This is a genomic window from Pelomonas nitida (genome assembly GCF_043555975.1).
Lineage (GTDB): Bacteria > Pseudomonadota > Gammaproteobacteria > Burkholderiales > Burkholderiaceae_C > Pelomonas > Pelomonas nitida.
The window spans coordinates 259,438-277,605 of sequence record NZ_JBIGIA010000006.1 but is presented as its reverse complement, the minus strand read 5'-3'; the positions used below and the strand labels follow the sequence as shown (position 1 = coordinate 277,605).

Genomic DNA, 18,168 nt, shown 5'->3' with positions numbered 1-18,168 from the left:
CTCAGCTCGCCGTCAGACCGGGATCTTGCTCTGCGCGACGTGCTTGAGCAGCTCGACGACCGAGTTATGCATCACGTCGGTGAAGGGCTTCGGATAGAGGCCCATGTAGAGCGTCGCCACCGCCAGCACGGCGAGCATGATGAATTCGCGCTTGTTGATGTCGGTCAGCGCGCGGACATCGTCGTTGGCGATGTCACCAAAGTAGACGCGCTTGATCATCCACAGCGTGTAGGCCGCGCCGAACACCAAGGCCGTCGCCGCGATGCCACCCAGCCAGAAGTTGTGGGCGACGGTGCCGAGGATGACCATCCACTCGCCGACGAAGCCGGCCGTGGCGGGCAGGCCGCAGTTGGCCATGCCGAAGAACACCGCGAAGGCCGCGAACTTGGGCATGGTGTTGACGACACCGCCATAGGACGAGATCTCACGCGAATGCACGCGGTCGTACAGCACGCCGATGCACAGGAACATGGCACCCGACACAAAGCCGTGCGAGATCATCTGCACGAGGCCGCCGGAAACGCCGAGCTCGTTGAAGACGAAGAAGCCCAGCGTCACAAAGCCCATGTGCGCGATGGACGAATACGCCACCAGCTTCTTCATGTCCTTCTGCACCAGTGCCACCAGGCCGATGTAGACGACGGCGATGAGCGACAGCGTGATGATGAGCCACGACCACTCACGCACGGCGTCCGGCGCGATCGGCAGCGAGAAGCGCAGGAAGCCATAGCAACCCAGCTTCAGCATGATGGCCGCCAGCACGACGGAGCCGCCGGTGGGCGCCTCGACGTGGGCGTCGGGCAGCCAGGTGTGCACCGGCCACATCGGCACCTTGACCGAGAACGCAGCCAGGAAGGCGAAGAACAGATAGGTCTGCACCGAGGCGCCGAGCGGCAGCTTGTGCCAGGTCTGGATGTCGAAGCTGCCACCCGACTTGGCGTACAGGTACAGCAACGCCACCAGCATCAGCAGCGAGCCGGCCAGCGTGTACAGGAAGAACTTGAACGCCGCATAGACACGGTTCGGGCCGCCCCAGACGCCGATGATGATGTACATCGGAATCAGCGTGGCCTCGAAGAACACGTAGAACAGCATGCCGTCCAGCGCGGCGAACACGCCCACCATCAGGCCGGACAGGATCAGGAACGCGCCCATGTACTGGTTCACGCGCGTCTCGATGACCTCCCAGGCCGAGATGACGACGATGATGGTGATGAACGCCGTCAGCGGCACAAACCACATGGAGATGCCATCCACACCCAGGTGGTAGCGGATGTTGAAGCGCTCGATCCAGGCATGGTTCTCGACGAACTGCATGGCAGCCGTCGAGGTGTCGAAGCCGGTGATCAGCGGGATCGTGACGAGGAAACTCGCCACGGCGCCCACCAGCGCCATCCAGCGGACGGCGTTGGCCTGTTCATCGCGCCCGATCGCCAGCAGCAGCGCGCCGCAGACGATGGGCAGAAAAATCGCAAGACTCAGGTACGTCATTCTTGTTCTCCGCCTCTCGCTCAGCCGCCGATGAGGGACCTGAACTGCGGCTCGATAAACGGCCACAGCTGCCAGGTCATCAACCCCATGACGCCAAGGATCATGACGAGGGCGTACCAGTACAGATAGCCCGTCTGGAAGCGTCGCACCAAGCCCGCGATACCGCCGACCGTGCGTGCCGAGCCGTTGATGATCAGGCCATCGATGAGTGCGCCGTCACCGCCCTTCCACAGGCCGGTGCCGATGAGGCGCGCAGCGCGGGCGAGGATGTTCTCGTTGATCCAGTCGAGGAAATACTTGTTCTCCAGGATGACGACCAGCGGACGCAGCACCTTGGCCAGCGTTGCAGGAATGCCGGGCGCCACCATGTAGAAGACATAGGCCGTTGCCACACCGCCGAGCGCCAGCCAGAACGGCAGCGTCGTGAACGCATGCAGCGCCATCAACAAGGCCTCGTTGCCCTGAGCCACCTCGGCGCCGTGCAGGAACTCCTCGCGCAGCTCGGTCATGGCGTGATGCACATGCTCGTTCACGAAGATGGCGTCCTTGAGGAAGTCGCCGTACAGCATCGAACTGATCGTCAGGAAGCCGATGACGACCGACGGAATGGCCAGCAGCACCAGCGGCACCCAGACAACAGCAGGCGACTCGTGCGGCGTGTGCGCATGGCCGTGGCCATCGTCGCCGTGATCGTCATGGTGGTCGTGCTCACCCGGGAACGGCTTGTGGTGGAAGTTCTCCTTGCCGTGGAAGACCAGGAAGTACATCCGGAACGAATAGAACGCCGTCACGAACACGCCGGCGATGACGGCGAAGTACGCGAAGCCCGCGCCCGGCAGATGGCTGGCGTGCACGGCCTCGATGATCGAGTCCTTCGAATAGAAGCCCGAGAACAGCGGCGTGCCGATCAGCGCGAGCGAACCCAGCAGCGACGTGATCCACGTGATCTTCATGTGCTTCCACAGGCCGCCCATGTTGCGGATGTCCTGGTCGTGGTGCATGCCGATGATGACGGAGCCCGCGCCGAGGAACAGCAGCGCCTTGAAGAACGCGTGCGTCATCAGGTGGAAGACGGCGACCGAGTAGGCCGAGGCGCCCAGCGCCACGGTCATGTAGCCCAGCTGCGACAGCGTGGAGTACGCGACGACGCGCTTGATGTCGTTCTGGATGATGCCCAGGAAGCCCATGAACAGCGCCGTGATCGAGCCGATCACCATGACGAAGTTCAGCGCCGTGTCGGTCAGCTCGAACAGCGGCGACATGCGCGCCACCATGAAGATGCCGGCCGTCACCATCGTGGCGGCGTGGATCAGCGCGGAGATGGGGGTCGGGCCTTCCATGGAGTCAGGCAGCCACACGTGCAGCGGGAACTGCGCCGACTTGCCCATCGCGCCGATGAACAGGCAAATGCAGGCCACGGTCAGCAGCGCCCAGTCCGTGCCCGGGAACACCAGCTTGGCCAGCTCGCCGGACTTGGCGAAGGTCTCGGTGTAGTTCAGCGTGCCGCCGTAGGCGACCAGCAGGCCGATGCCCAGGATGAAGCCGAAGTCACCGACCCGGTTCACCAGGAAGGCCTTCATGTTGGCGAAGATGGCGCTCTGCTTCTTGTACCAGAAGCCGATCAGCAGGTAGGACACCAGGCCCACCGCTTCCCAGCCGAAGAACAGCTGCAGCATGTTGTTGCTCATGACCAGCATCAGCATGCTGAACGTGAACAGCGAGATGTAGGAGAAGAAGCGCTGGTAGCCGTCGTCCTCTTCCATGTAGCCGATGGTGTAGATGTGCACCATCAGCGACACGAAGGTCACGACGCACATCATCATCGCGGTCAGGCCATCGATGAGGAAACCGACCTCCATCTTCAGCGGGCCGAGCACCATCCATTCATAGACGGTCGCGTTGAAGCGCGCGCCGTCGACGGCCACGCTGTAGAGCGTCATCGCCGACAGGATGAACGCGACGAGCACGCCCAGGATGGTGGCCACGTGCGAGCCGCGGCGGCCCACCGTCTTGCCGAAGAAGCCAGCGACGATGGCGCCCGCCAGCGGTGCCAGCGGCACCGTCAGCAGCAGGTTCTGTGAGAGTTGTGCAGACATCTTTTTCGCCTGTGTCCTTGTCGATCAGCCCTTCAGCGCGTCGAGTTCCTCGACGTTGATGCTGGCGCGGTTGCGGAACAGCACCACGAGGATGGCCAGGCCAATGGCCGACTCGGCCGCCGCGACGGTCAGGATGAAGAACACGAAGACCTGCCCGGCCATCTTGTCGGCCTCAACCGGCAGATAGTGCGAGAAGGCGACGAAGTTCAGGTTGACGGCCAGCAGCATCAGCTCGATGGCCATCAGCAGCACGATCAGGTTCTTGCGGTTCAGGAAGATCCCGATCACCGACAGCGCGAACAGCATCGCGCCCAGCGTCAGGAAATGTCCCAGGGTCAATCCAGCGGCGCCGATCATGCCTGGCCTCCTTCGGTGGGTGCTGCGGGCTGCGCGGGGGCAGCGACGGTCGGTGCCATCTTGACGATGCGCAGGCGGTCCGCCTTCGTGACCTTGACCTGCTCCGACGCGTCCATCGCTCGGGAATCCTTGCGGCGGCGCAGCGTCAGCGCGATGGCCGCGACGATGGCGACCAGCAGCAGCACGGCAGCGATCTGCAGCGGATACAGGTAGTTCGTGTAGATCTCGATGCCGAGCAGCTTGGTGTTGCCCTGCTGGATCTGGGCTGCGGTGGCGACGGGCGCCTCGCTGACCTGGAAGCCACCCATCAGCACGATGCCCATCTCGAACGCGATCAACGCGCCGATGACCGCCGCAACCGGCATGTGCGTCCAGAAGCCTTCACGCAGACTGTCCGTGTTCAAGTCCAGCATCATGACGACGAACAGGAACAGCACCATGACCGCGCCGATATAGACCAGCACCAGCGCAATGGCGAGGAACTCGGCCTTCAGCAGCATCCACAGGCAGGAAGCCGTGAAGAACGACAGGATCAGGAACAGCGCGGCATGCACCGTGCTGCGCGCCGTGATGACGCGGAACGAACTCACCAGCAGGATGCCGGAGAAGACGTAGAAGAGGATGGTCGTGATGTCCATATGTACTCGGGCAAACACTTCTGACTTTTGATCCGGATCGACCGCCGGGCCGTCACAAGGACGATCCGGGCAGATGGCGGGCCAGGCGTCGGCCTGGGTCCGTCTGCGTCCCTTCGCGGGACCGACCGGGCACTCCCGGACGAGGGGTCAGCGATATTTGGCGTCTGCCTCCTTTTGCGCCGCAATCTGAGGCTCGTACTTGTCACCGACCGCCAGCAGCATGTCCTTGGTGAAGTACAGGTCGCCACGCTTCTCGCCGTGGTATTCGAAGATGTTGGTCTCGACGATGGAGTCCACCGGGCAGCTTTCTTCGCAGAAGCCGCAGAAGATGCACTTGGTCAGGTCGATGTCGTAGCGCGTCGTGCGACGGCTGCCGTCGGCGCGCACGTCGCTTTCGATCGTGATGGCCATCGCCGGGCAGACCGCCTCGCAGAGCTTGCAGGCGATGCAACGCTCTTCGCCGTTCTCGTAACGACGTAGCGCGTGCAGGCCGCGGAAGCGCGGGCTCAGCGGCGTCTTCTCTTCCGGGAACTGGACGGTGATGTTGCGCGACAGGAAGTGACGGCCAGTCAGCTTCATCCCCTTGAGCAGTTCCCAGAGGAAGAAGGTCTTCGCGAAATTCGTGATTGCTGTCATGGTCGCCGCCTCACTTCCAGATGTTGAACGGGGTCTGCATCCAGGCACCGACAACGACCAGCCAGATCAGCGTGATGGGAATGAAGATCTTCCAGCCCAGACGCATGATCTGGTCATAGCGGAAGCGCGGGAACGTGGCACGCACCCACAGGAACATCGTGACGACGAAGAAGGTCTTGGCGAACAGCCAGAACCAGTTCCAGAACGCCATCGTGCTCTTGAAGAAGGCTGGCACTTCCATGCCCAGCAGGCTCCAGGAGATCGGTGCGCTCCAGCCACCCAGGAACATGACGACGGCCAGCGCCGACACCAGGATCATGTTGGCGTATTCGGCCAGGAAGAACATCGCGAACGACATGCCCGAGTACTCGATCATGTGGCCGGCAACGATTTCCGATTCGCCTTCAACGACGTCGAACGGGTGGCGGTTGGTTTCGGCCAGACCCGAGATGAAGTAGACGATGAAGATCGGGAACAGCGGCAGCCAGTTCCAGGACAGCAGGCTCACGCCATGGCTGGCGAACCAGCCGCGCTCCTGGGCCTGAACGATCTCGGTCATGTTCAAGCTACCCGTGACCATCAGCACGATGACCAGCGCGAAGCCCATCGCAATCTCATAAGAGACCATCTGGGCCGACGCCCGCAGTGCGCCCAGGAAGGCGTACTTCGAGTTGGACGCCCAGCCGGCGATGATGACGCCGTAGACCTCCAGCGACGTGATCGCCATCAGGAACAGCAGGCCGGCATTGACGTTGGCCACGGCTGCGTCCGGACCGAACGGCACGACGGCCCAGGCGGCCAGCGCCGGCATGATGGTCATGACGGGACCGAGGAAGAACAAGCCCTTGCTGGCAGCAGCAGGCTTGATGATTTCCTTGAAGATCAGCTTCACCGCGTCGGCGATGGGGGTCAGCAGGCCGTAGGGGCCCACGCGGTTGGGGCCCGGGCGGATCTGCGACCAGCCGATGGCCTTGCGCTCCCACAGCGTCAGGTAGGCCACGCAGCCCAGCAGCGGCAGGATCACCGCGACGATCTTCAGCAGGCTCCAGACCAGCGGCCACAAGGCCCCCAGCAGCGAAGCGCCGTTTTGGTAGAGGGTGTCGATCATGGGTTCAGGCTCCCTCAGACCTTGCTGATGCTCAGCGTGCCGAAGATGGCACCCAGAGCAGCGGTTTGCGGCAGACCGGCAGGCACACGGGCCACACCGTCAGGCAGGCCGGCTTCCAGCCGTGCCGGCAGTTGGGCGGCTCCGCCGTCCTGGACCACGCGCACGAGGTCGCCATCCTTCAGCGCCAGTTGCTGCCAGAGGCTGGCCGGCAGGCCGACGGTCGCGGCCTCGCGGCCATCGGCCGTCAGCTGCAGCGAGCTGGCATTGCGCACCAGCGCATCCGCCGCGTAGATGGGCAGGTTGCCGAAGCGCTCGACGCCCTCACCTCGCGCAGCCACCGGCGTCACGGCGCCGGCCGCGTTGCTCAGTCGCACCGTGAGATCGCCACCCAGCGCTTGCTCGCGCACCTGCTCGGAGCTGTCCTGGTCGAAGCCCGGCAGGCCCAGCAGGTTGCCCAGCACGCGCAGCACCTTCCAGGCCGGGCGAGTCTCAGCCAGCGGACGCACGACGCCAACAAAACTCTGCAGGCGGCCCTCGGCATTCACGAAGCTGCCTGAGGTTTCGGTGAACGGTGCGATCGGCAGCACGACGTCGGCGTATTCCAGACCGCTCTTGAACGGGCTCAGCACGACCACCATCTCAGCTGCGTCGAGTGCCTTGGCGGCGCCAGCGGCGTTCGCGGCGTCCAGCACCGGATCGGTGTTCAGCAGCACGGCGGCCTTCAAGGCCGTGCCCGACAGCATCTGGCCGGCGTTCAGGCCGTCGATCTGCGGCTGCGCCTTCACCAGTTGCGCGCCAACGGTGTTGGCATCGGCGGTCAGGTAGCCAACGCTCGCTCCCGTCTGCTGCGCGATCCACTGCGCCAGGGCCAGCAGGCTGGTCGCCTGCGGATGTTCGGCGGCGGCGTTGCCGAGCAGCACGGCCTTCGCGCGACCCGATTGCAGGCTCGCGGCGATGGCCTGGGCCTCGGCCGTTGCAGTGCCGGCCAGCGGCGCACCGGCGCCGATGGCGGCGGCCACGTCGGCCAGGGCCTGAACCCAGCCCGACGGCGCGACCGACAGCGAGCCCGCCAGCGGCATCAGCCAGTCATCGCTGCTCAGGCCGATGCGATGCACGGCGGCGCCACGGCGCGCGGCGTGGCGCAGACGTGCGGCGAAGAGCGGGTGATCCTTGCGCAGGTTAGAGCCAACCACCAGCGCACGGTCCAGTTCGGACAGGCTGGCGATGCTGCTGCCCAGCCAGCGTGCATTGCCGGCCGGGGCCGCATTGCCGAAGTCGCTGTGGCGCAGGCGGTGGTCGATGTTGTCGCTGCCCAGGCCGCGCACGAGTTGCGCCAGCAGGTGCAGTTCCTCGACCGTGCTGTGGGCCGAAGCGAGCGCGCCGATGGCAGCGGCGCCGTGATCGGCCTTGATGGTCTTCAAGCCGTTGGCGATGTATTCGAGCGCGATAGTCCAGTCGACCTGCTTCCACGCACCGCCCTGCTTGATCATGGGGGCGGTCAGGCGGGCGTCGCTGTTGAGGGCCTCGTAGCTGAAGCGATCGCGGTCGGCGATCCAGCATTCGTTGACGTCCTCGTTCTCCAGCGGCACGACGCGCAGGACCTGGTGGTTCTTGACCTGGACGACCAGGTTCGCACCGGTGGAATCGTGCGGGCTGACGCTCTTGCGGCGCGACAGTTCCCAGGTGCGGGCGCTGTAGCGGAAGGGCTTGCTGGTCAACGCACCGACCGGGCAGATGTCGATCATGTTGCCCGACAGCTCGGAGTCGACGGTGCGGCCCACGAAGGTCTGGATCTCGCTGTGCTCGCCGCGGTGAGCCATGCCCAGCTCCATCTGGCCGGCGATTTCCTGGCCGAAGCGCACGCAGCGGGTGCAGTGGATGCAGCGGCTCATCTCCTCCATGGAGATCAGCGGCCCGACGTTCTTGTGGAAGACGACGCGCTTTTCTTCGACGTAGCGGCTCTTGCTGCCGCCATAGCCGACGGCCAGATCCTGCAGTTGGCATTCGCCGCCCTGGTCACAGATCGGGCAGTCCAGCGGGTGGTTGATCAGCAGGAATTCCATGACGCCCTGCTGAGCCTTGATCGCCTTGTCGCTCTTGGTGCGAACGATCATGCCCTGCGTGACCGGTGTCGCGCAGGCAGGCATGGGCTTGGGCGCCTTCTCCACGTCCACCAGGCACATGCGGCAGTTGGCCGCGATGCTGAGCTTCTTGTGGTAGCAGAAGTGCGGGATGTAGGCGCCGGCCTTCTCGGCTGCATGCATGACCATGCTGCCTTCCTGGACCGAGACCTTCTGACCGTCGAGTTCGATTTCAACCATGATGGTGTTTCCCTAGGCAGCTCAGGTCGGAGCCACCAGGGGCTTCTTGTGTTCAATCAGGTGCACGAACTCGTGCTTGAAGTGCTTGATCATGGCGCGCACCGGCATCGCGGCGGCATCGCCCAACGCGCAGATCGTGCGGCCCTGGATGTTGTCGGCCACCGAGTTCAGCAGATCGATGTCCTCCGCCCTGCCCTCGCCATGGTAGATGCGCTCCAGCACTCGGTGCATCCAGCCCGTGCCTTCGCGGCAAGGCGTGCATTGGCCGCAGGACTCGTGGCTGTAGAAGTAGGACAGACGCAGCAGGCTCTGCACCATGCAGCGCGAGTCGTCGATGACGATGACGGCACCCGAGCCCAGCATGGAGCCGGCCTTGGCGATGGAGTCATAGTCCATCGTGCACTGCATCATCACGTCGGCAGGCAACACCGGGGCGGATGAACCACCAGGAATCACGGCCTTGAGCTTGCGGCCCTTGCGCACGCCGCCAGCCAGCTCCAGCAGCGTCGAGAACGGCGTGCCCAGCGGGATCTCGAAATTGCCCGGCTTCTCCACGTCACCCGACACCGAGAACAGCTTGGTGCCGCCGTTGTTCGGCTTGCCGATCTCGAGGTAGGCCTGGCCGCCATTGCGGATGATCCAGGGCACCGCGGCGAAGGTCTCGGTGTTGTTGATGGTGGTGGGCTTGCCGTACAGGCCGAAACTGGCCGGGAACGGCGGCTTGAAGCGCGGCTGGCCCTTCTTGCCTTCCAGCGACTCCAGCAGCGCAGTTTCCTCGCCGCAGATGTAGGCGCCGAAACCATGGTGCGCATGCAGCTGGAAGCTGAAGCCCGAGCCCATGATCTTGTCGCCGAGGTAGCCCGCCACGCGGGCCTCTTCCAGGGCAGCCTCGAAGCGTTCGTACACCTCGAAGATCTCGCCGTGGATGTAGTTGTAGCCCACCGTGATGCCCATCGCGTAGGCCGCGATGATCATGCCCTCGATGACCTGATGCGGGTTGTGCATCAGGATCTCGCGGTCCTTGCAGGTGCCCGGCTCGCCCTCGTCGGAATTGCAGACGAGGTACTTCTGGCCCGGGAACTGGCGGGGCATGAAGCTCCACTTCAGGCCCGTCGGGAAGCCCGCGCCGCCACGGCCGCGCAGTGCCGACGTCTTGACCTCGGCGATCACCTGATCGGCCGTCAGGCCTTCGCCACCGTCCTTGCCGAGGATCTTGCGCAGCGCCGCGTAGCCGCCGCGCGCCTCATAGTCCTTGATCGACCAGTTCTTGCCGTTCAGGTCTGCATAGATCTGCGGCGTGATGTGGCGGCCGTGGAAGCAGGTCTCGGCGCCCGTGCTTTGGAATTTGGAGAGGTCCAGCATCGTTGTCCTCAGCCCTTGGCCGCTTCGGCGCGCAGCGTGTCGACCAGTTGGTCGAGGCGGTCGTTGCTCATGAAGCTGCACATCTGGCGATCGTTGACCAGCATGACCGGCGAATCGGCGCAGGCGCCCAGGCACTCGCTCTTCTGCACGGTGAACAGGCCGTCAGCCGTCGTGCCGCCCTGCTCGATGCCGAGCTTGCTGCACAGGTGATCGAGCGCCTTCTGGCCATCACGCAGTTGGCATGGCAGGTTCGCGCAGACGTTCAGCTTGAACTTGCCGACCGGCCGCTGGTTGTACATGTTGTAGAAGGTCGTCACCTCGTAGACGGCGATGGCCGGCATGCCGAGGTGGGCCGCGATGGCGTCTTCGGCCGCCCGCGACACAAAGCCTTCTTCCTGCTGCACGATGGCCAGGCAGGCCATGACGGCGGACTGGCGCAGGTCGTAGGGGTACTTGGCGACCTCGCGGTCGAAGCGAGCGCGGGTCGCGTCGCTGAGGGTGTAGTCGGTGCTGCTCGTCATCGTGTGCCTGTCAACGATCGATTTCGCCGAACACGATGTCCATCGTGCCGATGATGGCCACGGCGTCCGCGATCATGTGGCCCTTGCCCATTTCGTCCAGAGCCGCGAGGTGGGCAAAGCCCGGTGCGCGGATCTTCAGGCGATACGGCTTGTTGGCACCGTCGCTGACCATGTAGATGCCGAATTCGCCCTTCGGGTGCTCGACAGCCGCATAGGCCTCGCCCGCGGGCACGTGGAAACCTTCCGTGAAGAGCTTGAAGTGGTGGATCAGCTCTTCCATGCTGGACTTCATGTCCACGCGGGCCGGCGGCGCCACCTTGTGGTTGTCGGTGATGACCGGACCGGGGTTGGCCTTGAGCCACTGCACGCACTGCTGCACGATGCGGTTGGACTGACGCATTTCCTCGACGCGCACCACGTAGCGGTCGTAGGTGTCGCCATTGGTGCCGACCGGGATGTCGAAATCCATCTTGTCGTACACGTCGTACGGCTGCTTCTTGCGCAGGTCCCAGGCGATGCCCGAGCCGCGCAGCATGGCGCCCGTGAAGCCCATGTTGAGCGCACGCTCCGGCGACACGACGCCGATGCCGACCGTGCGCTGCTTCCAGATGCGGTTGTCCGTCAGCAGCGTTTCGTAGTCGTCGATGTTCTTCGGCAGGCGCTTGGCGAAGTCCTCGATGAAGTCCAGCAGCGAGCCCTGACGGTTCTCGTTCATCTGCGCAATCGCCTTGGCGTTGCGGATCTTGCTGACCTGGTACTGAGGCATCGTGTCCGGCAGGTCACGATAAACGCCACCCGGACGGAAATAGGCCGCGTGCATGCGCGCGCCCGACACCGCCTCGTACATGTCGAAGATGTCCTCACGCTCGCGGAAGCAGTAGATGAGGATGTTCATCGCACCGCAGTCCAGCCCATGACAGCCCAGCCACAGCAGGTGGTTCAGGATGCGGGTCAGCTCCGCGAACATGACGCGGATGTACTGCGCACGGATCGGCACGTCGATGCCCAGCATCTTCTCGATGGCCAGGCAGTAGGCATGCTCGTTGGCCATCATCGACACGTAGTCGAGACGGTCCATGTAGGGCAGCGACTGGATGAAGGTCTTGCTCTCGGCCAGCTTCTCGGTGGCTCGGTGCAGCAGGCCGATGTGCGGGTCGGCGCGCTGGATGACTTCACCGTCCAGCTCCAGCACCAGGCGCAGCACGCCGTGTGCGGCCGGGTGCTGAGGGCCGAAGTTCAGCGTGTAGTTCTTGATTTCTGCCATGGCTGTTCGACTTACAGGCCGCCGTACTTGTCTTCGCGGATGATGCGCGGCGTGATCTCGCGCGGCTCGATGGTCACCGGCTGATAGACCACGCGCTTTTGCTCGGCGTCGTAGCGCATCTCGACATGACCCGACACCGGGAAGTCCTTGCGCATCGGGTGGCCGATGAAGCCGTAGTCCGTCAGGATGCGGCGAAGGTCGTTGTGGCCGTCGAAGATGACGCCATACATGTCGAACGCCTCACGCTCGAACCAGTTGGCCGAGTTCCACACCGGCGTGACCGAGGCCACGCAAGGGAAATCGTCATCGGTCGCGAACACCTTCAGGCGCAGGCGGAAGTTGTGCTTGACGGACAACAGGTGGCTGACGACAGCGAAACGCGCACCTTCATAGCCGCCGTTGCCGTAGTCGCTGTAATCGACGCCGCAGAGGTCGATCAGCTGCTCGAGCTTGAGATCGGCGTGATCGTGCAGCGTGCGGGCGACGTCGAGATAGTCGGCAGCGCGCACGGTCAGCGTCAGCTCGCCGAGTGCATTCTTGAGTTCGACGACGCGCTCGCCGAGGATGGCGCCAATCTGCTGGGCCAGGGTTTCGAGGTGTTGACTCATCCTGCAGCTCAGCGGGCGATGGTGTTTTCGCGGCGGATCTTGGCCTGCAACTGCAGGATGCCGTAGAGCAGCGCCTCGGCGGTCGGCGGACAGCCGGGCACGTAGACGTCCACCGGCACGATGCGATCACAGCCCCGCACGACGGAATAGCTGTAGTGATAGTAGCCACCGCCGTTGGCGCAGGAACCCATCGACAGCACCCAGCGCGGCTCGGCCATCTGGTCGTAGACCTTGCGCAGCGCCGGCGCCATCTTGTTGCACAGCGTGCCGGCCACGATCATCAGGTCGGATTGCCGCGGGCTCGGACGGAACAGCATGCCGAAGCGGTCGATGTCGTAGCGCGCGGCGCCCGCGTGCATCATCTCCACCGCACAGCAAGCCAGGCCGAACGTCATCGGCCAGAGCGAGCCCGTCTTGGACCAGTTGATGAGCTTGTCGACCGACGTGGTGACGAAGCCCTCTTTCAAGACGCCTTCAATACCCATTTGGAGTTCCCAGCAACGTGTTTGGCGTGACGCTTATTCCCAGTCCAGGGCGCCTTTTTTCCACTCGTAGGCGAAGCCGACGACCAGAATGCCGAGGAAGATCATCATCGCCCAGAAGCCCGTCGCCCCGATCTCCTTGAGCGCAACAGCCCAGGGGAACAGGAAGGCAATTTCCAGGTCGAACAGGATGAAGAGGATGGCGACGAGGTAGTAGCGCACGTCGAACTTCATGCGCGCGTCCTCGAAGGCCTCGAATCCGCACTCGTAAGGAGAGTTCTTGGCTTCACTCGGCCGGTTGGGCCCGAGCAGCGCGCCCAACACTTGAGGCGCGATCCCGACCACTGCGCCGACCAAGATGAAAAGGATGACGGGCAGGTATTGTTCGAGATTCATCGTTGAGTTCCCGGGCCGGTAAAACTTCTGTCAACGTGACCGCTGCACAAGCCGACCACAAAAGCAAACGGGCGCGCCACCAGCGAATCGAAAGAATCGCTCGCGGATCGCGCCCGCCCGAAACCTTGCGCCAGCCAATCCGGATCAACCGGTCAGCCGCCACGACAGGCCGCTTTGCTCTGGACGACTCCCGCCTCAGAACCAGCGGGAATCCTAGCCAATATTTGGTGCCGTCGGCGAGACTCGAACTCGCACAGCTTTCGCCACTACCCCCTCAAGATAGCGTGTCTACCAATTTCACCACGACGGCAGGGTATTCAATTTGCCTGGCAGCTAGGAGGGTTTTGTCTGCCAGACAGCCTCGCATTCTATACCGGAAATTTCAAGCCTTTCGGTAAAGACGCGAGGTTTTTGCTTCAACTCAGCTCGACGCAGCGGAAGCAGCCACAGGAGCCGAGGCCGCAGGCGCCACAACAGCGCCCGGAATGGCTGCAGCGCCAGACGCCGCCGGCGCAGGCGCGACCACCGGGGCGCGATCGAGCGCCGTGTCGGCCCCCGTCGACACCGACGTGCGGCTGTTGGACAGGAAGGCCAGGCCCAGGGTGCAGCCGAAGAACAGCGTGGCCGCGACGGCCGTGCTGCGCGACAGGAAATTCGCGCTGCCCGTGGCACCAAACAGGCTGCCCGAGGCGCCGCTGCCGAAGGAGGCGCCCATGTCGGCACCCTTGCCGTGCTGCACGAGCACCAGACCGATGATCGCCAGGGCCGACAGCAGCTGAACGATCAAGACCAGATTTGCAAAGAACTGCATTCCAAACACTCCATCAAAACTCGAAACGCCCCACCCTCTCGGGCGAGCCGGAAAAATCAGTGAGCAGCCGCGCGGCAGATCGCCGCGAAATCGGCCACTTTCAGGGCCGCGCCGCCGATCAGCCCGCCATCGATGTCGGGCTGCGCGAACAACTCGGCGGCATTGTCCGGCTTGACACTGCCGCCATAGAGGATGCGCATGGCCACCGCACGGTCCGTGGCCGCGCGCAGCTGCGCGCGCAGCACGGCATGAACCGCCTGCGCCTGCGCGGGCGTGGCCGTCAAGCCGGTGCCGATCGCCCACACGGGCTCATACGCCACCACCATCTCGCCACAGCAATGCCCCAGCGTATGGATGACAGCGGCAAGCTGGCGCTTGACGACCGACTCGGTCAACCCGGCCTCGCGCTCCGCAAGCGTCTCGCCGACGCAGACGATGGGCGTCACCCCGTGGGCCAGCGCCGCCTTTGCCTTGTCGGCGACCAGCTGATCGCTCTCGGCATGGTAGGCACGCCGCTCGGAGTGGCCGACGATGACGTAGCGGCAAGCCATATCGGCCAGCATGGCGCTCGACACCTCACCGGTGTAGGCCCCCTGCTCGTGCGCCGAACAATCCTGCGCGCCGTAATTCAACGCCGTCGCCGTCAATGCCAGGGCAGTCTCGGCGATATACGGGAACGGCACGCAGACGGTGACATCCGCATTCCACGGACCCGCCTCCTTCAAGCCGGCCAGCAACTGGGCATTCGCCGCACGGCTGCCATGCATCTTCCAGTTGCCGACGACGAGCTTCCTTCTCATCTCTTGCTCTCCATCACCAGGTCAGCACGATCTTGCCGATGTGCTGGTTGGATTCCATGCGCGCATGCGCTTCTGCAGCCCGGACTGCCGGCAGTTCGCAGTCGACGACGGGCCGCACGCGCCCCGCCTCGATCAAGGGCCAGACCTTCTCGCGCAGCGACTGCGCCAGCCGACCCTTGAATGCCGCCGAACGCGGGCGCAGCGTCGACCCCGTGATCGTCAGGCGCCTGCGCAGCACGAGGCCGGCGTCGATTTCCGACGTCACGCCACCCTGCACCGCAATCAGCGCCAGGCGGCCATCTTCGGCGAGCGCCTGCACGCCGCGGCCGATGTAGTCTCCCGCGACCATGTCCAGGATCACATCGACACCACGGCCGCCGGTCGCGGCGCGCGCTTCGGCGACGAAGTCCTGCTCGCGGTAGTTGATCGCCACATCGGCACCCAACTGCCGGCAGGCCTCGGCCTTGTCGGCGCTGCCCACCGTCACCAGCACGCGGGCACCCAGCGCCTTGGCGATCTGGATGGCCGTCACGCCGATGCCACTGGAGCCGCCATGAACCAGCAGGGTCTCCCCCGCCACCAGGCCAGCGCGATCGAACACGTTGGCCCAGACGGTGAAGCAGGTCTCCGGCAGCGTGGCCGCCTGCGCCAGCGTCCAGCCCTTGGGCACGGGCAGGCACTGCCCCACCGGCACGCTGCACAACGCCGCATAGCCGCCGCCGTTCGCCAGCGCACAAACACGGTCACCCAGCCGGAAACCATGCGCGGCCAGCGCGGCGGCATCACCCGCGACGATCTCGCCCGCCACTTCCAGGCCGGGCAAATCGCTGGCGCCCGGCGGCGGCGGGTAAGCGCCCTTGCGCTGCAGCACATCCGGGCGATTGACGCCGGAGGCTGCAACGCGGATCAGGCACTCCGCAAGACCCGGCACCGGATCTGGCCGATCGACCAGTTCCAGCACCTCGGGCCCGCCGGGGCGGGTGATCGCGATGGCTTTCATCGCTGGCGCGTTTACTCCGTGGCGGGCGCCGCAGCGTCGGCCACCGGGGCGGCTTCACGCTCGGGGCGATCGATCAGCGCCTTCATGGACAGCTTGATGCGGCCCTTTTCGTCGGTCTCCAGCACCTTGACCTTGACGACTTGGCCTTCCTGCAGGAAGTCGGTCACCTTCTCGACGCGCTGGTGCGCGATCTGGCTGATGTGCAGCAGACCGTCCTTGCCGGGCAGCAGATTCACGAGGGCACCGAAGTCCAGGATCTTGACGATCGGGCCTTCGTAGACCTTGCCGACTTCGACTTCGGCCGTGATCTCTTCGATGCGCTTCTTGGCCAGGGCGGCCTTCTCGGCGTCGGTCGAGGCGATGGTGATCGTGCCGTCTTCGCCGATGTCGATCGTCGTGCCGGTCTCTTCGGTCAGCGCGCGGATGGTGGCGCCGCCCTTGCCGATGACGTCACGGATCTTCTCCGGGTTGATCTTCATCGAGTACAGACGCGGAGCGAACTGCGACACCTCGGTGTTGGCAACGCCCATGGCTTCGACCATCTTGCCCAGGATGTGCAGGCGCGCTTCCTTGGCCTGCGCCAGGGCGACCTGCATGATTTCCTTGGTGATGCCCTGGATCTTGATGTCCATCTGCAGGGCGGTGATGCCCGTGGACGTACCGGCCACCTTGAAGTCCATGTCGCCCAGGTGATCTTCGTCACCCAGGATGTCGGTCAGCACGGCGAAGCGGTTGCCGTCCTTGATCAAGCCCATGGCGATACCGGCCACGTGCGCCTTCAGCGGCACACCGGCGTCCATCAGCGACAGGCAGCCGCCGCAGACCGAAGCCATGGACGACGAGCCGTTGGACTCGGTGATCTCGGAGACGACGCGCAACGAGTACGGGAACTCTTCCTTGCTCGGCAGCACGGCAACCAGGGCACGCTTGGCCAGGCGGCCGTGGCCGATTTCGCGGCGCTTCGGCGAACCCACGCGGCCCGTTTCGCCGGTGGCGAACGGGGGCATGTTGTAGTGCAGCATGAAGCGGTCTTCGACCTCGCCGTCCAGCGCGTCGATGCGCTGGGCGTCGCGGTCGGTACCCAGCGTCGCCACGACGAGCGCCTGCGTCTCACCGCGCGTGAACAGCGCCGAGCCGTGGGTGCGCGGCAGGATGCCGTTGCGGATTTCGATGGGGCGCACGGTGCGCGTGTCGCGGCCGTCGATACGCGGCTCGCCGGCCAGGATCTGGCTGCGCACGATGCGGGCTTCGATCTCGAACAGCAGGCCTTCGACCTCAACCTTGTCGAACGAGACGCCTTCAGCGGTCAGCGCAGCGAAGACGTTCGCGGCGGCCGTGCGGCAGGCTTGCGTGCGGGCTTGCTTGGAGCGGATCTGATAGGCCTCGCGCAGCGGGCCTTCGGCCAGCGCCGCCACCTTGGCGATGAACGCTTCGTCCTTGGCCGGGGCAACCCAGTTCCACGACGGCTTGCCGGCTTCCTTCACCAGGTCGTTGATCGCAGCGATCGCGACGTTGCCCTGATCGTGGCCGAACACCACGGCGCCCAGCATGACTTCCTCCGACAGGCCCACAGCCTCGGACTCGACCATCAGCACGGCGGCTTGCGTGCCGGCGACCACCAGATCCATCTGGCTGTTGGCCAGCTCGGTCTTGCTGGGGTTCAGCAGGTATTCACCGTTGACGTAGCCGACGCGGGCAGCGCCGATCGGGCCGTTGAACGGGATGCCGGAGACGGCCAGCGCGGCAGACGTGCCGATCATGGCGGCGATGTCGGCCTGCACTTCGGGGTTCAGGCTGACGACGTGCACGACGACCTGGACTTCGTTGAAGAAGCCTTCGGGGAACAGCGGGCGGATCGGGCGGTCGATCAGGCGGCTGGTCAGCGTCTCGTGCTCGCTCGGGCGGCCTTCACGCTTGAAGAAGCTGCCAGGGATCTTGCCGGCGGCGTAGGTCTTCTCGAGGTAGTCGACGGTCAGCGGGAAGAAGTCCTGGCCGGCCTTGGCCTCGGTCTTGGCGACCACAGTGGCCAGCACGACGGTGCCTTCGATGTTGACAAGGACGGCGCCGGTGGACTGGCGGGCGATCTCGCCCGTTTCCAGCACGACTTGGTGGCGGCCCCATTGGAAGGTCTTCGTGACCTTGTTGAACATGGACATGCTCATCTCCTGGTTGTCATGGGCGCACGCTCGGCGCCCGGATTGGACCGGAAACGAGACTGGGTTTGGCCCAGATGCCATTCCAGGACGATTCGAAAAACCGTCTTGGAATGATCCGCGA

Annotated in this window: 17 protein-coding genes and 1 tRNA gene; all 18 read right to left on the bottom strand. The window is 64.6% G+C overall.

The features are described from left to right. Positions 1-12 precede the first annotated feature (12 nt). The 18 genes from ACG00X_RS10250 to pnp all read right to left on the bottom strand — a co-directional run bounded on the left by ACG00X_RS10250 (position 13) and on the right by pnp (position 18,047). Complete coding sequence (locus ACG00X_RS10250) at positions 13-1,491, bottom strand: NADH-quinone oxidoreductase subunit M (RefSeq protein ID WP_394488038.1); 1,479 nt, start codon at positions 1,489-1,491, stop codon at positions 13-15. Between the two features lie 20 nt (positions 1,492-1,511). Beyond that, on the bottom strand, positions 1,512-3,587 hold the full coding sequence (gene nuoL, locus ACG00X_RS10245) for an NADH-quinone oxidoreductase subunit L (protein ID WP_394488037.1): 2,076 nt from the start codon (positions 3,585-3,587) through the stop codon (positions 1,512-1,514). 24 nt (positions 3,588-3,611) lie between these two features. Further along, complete coding sequence (nuoK, locus tag ACG00X_RS10240; protein WP_394488036.1) at positions 3,612-3,944, bottom strand: NADH-quinone oxidoreductase subunit NuoK; 333 nt, start codon at positions 3,942-3,944, stop codon at positions 3,612-3,614. Then, positions 3,941-4,582, bottom strand: coding sequence for an NADH-quinone oxidoreductase subunit J (locus tag ACG00X_RS10235; protein WP_394488035.1), 642 nt, complete (start codon positions 4,580-4,582; stop codon positions 3,941-3,943). Before ACG00X_RS10235 ends, nuoK begins: the two co-directional genes overlap by 4 nt. Positions 4,583-4,729: 147 nt before the next feature. After that, positions 4,730-5,218 carry an NADH-quinone oxidoreductase subunit NuoI gene (gene nuoI, locus ACG00X_RS10230; protein ID WP_268165894.1) on the bottom strand — a complete coding sequence of 163 codons (489 nt, stop codon included), beginning with the start codon at positions 5,216-5,218 and terminating at the stop codon, positions 4,730-4,732. A 10-nt stretch (positions 5,219-5,228) separates the two neighbouring features. Then, positions 5,229-6,326 carry an NADH-quinone oxidoreductase subunit NuoH gene (nuoH, locus tag ACG00X_RS10225; protein ID WP_394488034.1) on the bottom strand — a complete coding sequence of 366 codons (1,098 nt, stop codon included), beginning with the start codon at positions 6,324-6,326 and terminating at the stop codon, positions 5,229-5,231. A 14-nt stretch (positions 6,327-6,340) separates the two neighbouring features. Further along, a complete protein-coding gene (nuoG, locus tag ACG00X_RS10220) occupies positions 6,341-8,647 on the bottom strand; it encodes an NADH-quinone oxidoreductase subunit NuoG (RefSeq protein ID WP_394488033.1) in 2,307 nt (768 codons plus the stop codon). Positions 8,648-8,668: 21 nt separating this feature from the next. Then, positions 8,669-10,009 (bottom strand): NADH-quinone oxidoreductase subunit NuoF, encoded by a 1,341-nt coding sequence (gene nuoF, locus ACG00X_RS10215; RefSeq protein ID WP_394488032.1) that lies wholly within the window; start codon positions 10,007-10,009, stop codon positions 8,669-8,671. Between the two features lie 8 nt (positions 10,010-10,017). Beyond that, positions 10,018-10,530, bottom strand: coding sequence for an NADH-quinone oxidoreductase subunit NuoE family protein (locus tag ACG00X_RS10210; RefSeq protein ID WP_394488031.1), 513 nt, complete (start codon positions 10,528-10,530; stop codon positions 10,018-10,020). 10 nt (positions 10,531-10,540) lie between these two features. Then, on the bottom strand, positions 10,541-11,794 hold the full coding sequence (locus ACG00X_RS10205) for an NADH-quinone oxidoreductase subunit D (RefSeq protein ID WP_394488030.1): 1,254 nt from the start codon (positions 11,792-11,794) through the stop codon (positions 10,541-10,543). An 11-nt stretch (positions 11,795-11,805) separates the two neighbouring features. Continuing rightward, entirely contained in the window at positions 11,806-12,402 is a 597-nt protein-coding gene (locus ACG00X_RS10200; RefSeq protein ID WP_394488029.1) for an NADH-quinone oxidoreductase subunit C, read from the bottom strand. 8 nt (positions 12,403-12,410) lie between these two features. Further along, positions 12,411-12,887: a NuoB/complex I 20 kDa subunit family protein gene (locus ACG00X_RS10195; protein WP_046113908.1), complete on the bottom strand. Its 477-nt coding sequence runs from the start codon at positions 12,885-12,887 to the stop codon at positions 12,411-12,413. A 33-nt stretch (positions 12,888-12,920) separates the two neighbouring features. Continuing rightward, entirely contained in the window at positions 12,921-13,280 is a 360-nt protein-coding gene (locus ACG00X_RS10190) for an NADH-quinone oxidoreductase subunit A (protein WP_394488028.1), read from the bottom strand. A gap of 225 nt (positions 13,281-13,505) precedes the next feature. Continuing rightward, positions 13,506-13,590, bottom strand: a tRNA-Leu gene (locus ACG00X_RS10185). Positions 13,591-13,701: 111 nt separating this feature from the next. Beyond that, complete coding sequence (gene secG, locus ACG00X_RS10180; RefSeq protein WP_394488027.1) at positions 13,702-14,091, bottom strand: preprotein translocase subunit SecG; 390 nt, start codon at positions 14,089-14,091, stop codon at positions 13,702-13,704. 56 nt (positions 14,092-14,147) lie between these two features. Next, positions 14,148-14,891: a triose-phosphate isomerase gene (tpiA, locus tag ACG00X_RS10175; RefSeq protein WP_394488026.1), complete on the bottom strand. Its 744-nt coding sequence runs from the start codon at positions 14,889-14,891 to the stop codon at positions 14,148-14,150. A 13-nt stretch (positions 14,892-14,904) separates the two neighbouring features. Continuing rightward, positions 14,905-15,891, bottom strand: a complete 987-nt coding sequence (locus ACG00X_RS10170) for an NAD(P)H-quinone oxidoreductase (protein WP_394488025.1) — start codon at positions 15,889-15,891, stop codon at positions 14,905-14,907. 11 nt (positions 15,892-15,902) lie between these two features. Next, the gene (gene pnp, locus ACG00X_RS10165) at positions 15,903-18,047 is read right to left on the bottom strand and encodes a polyribonucleotide nucleotidyltransferase (RefSeq protein ID WP_394488024.1); all 2,145 of its coding nucleotides are present in this window, start codon (positions 18,045-18,047) and stop codon (positions 15,903-15,905) included. Positions 18,048-18,168 lie beyond the last annotated feature (121 nt).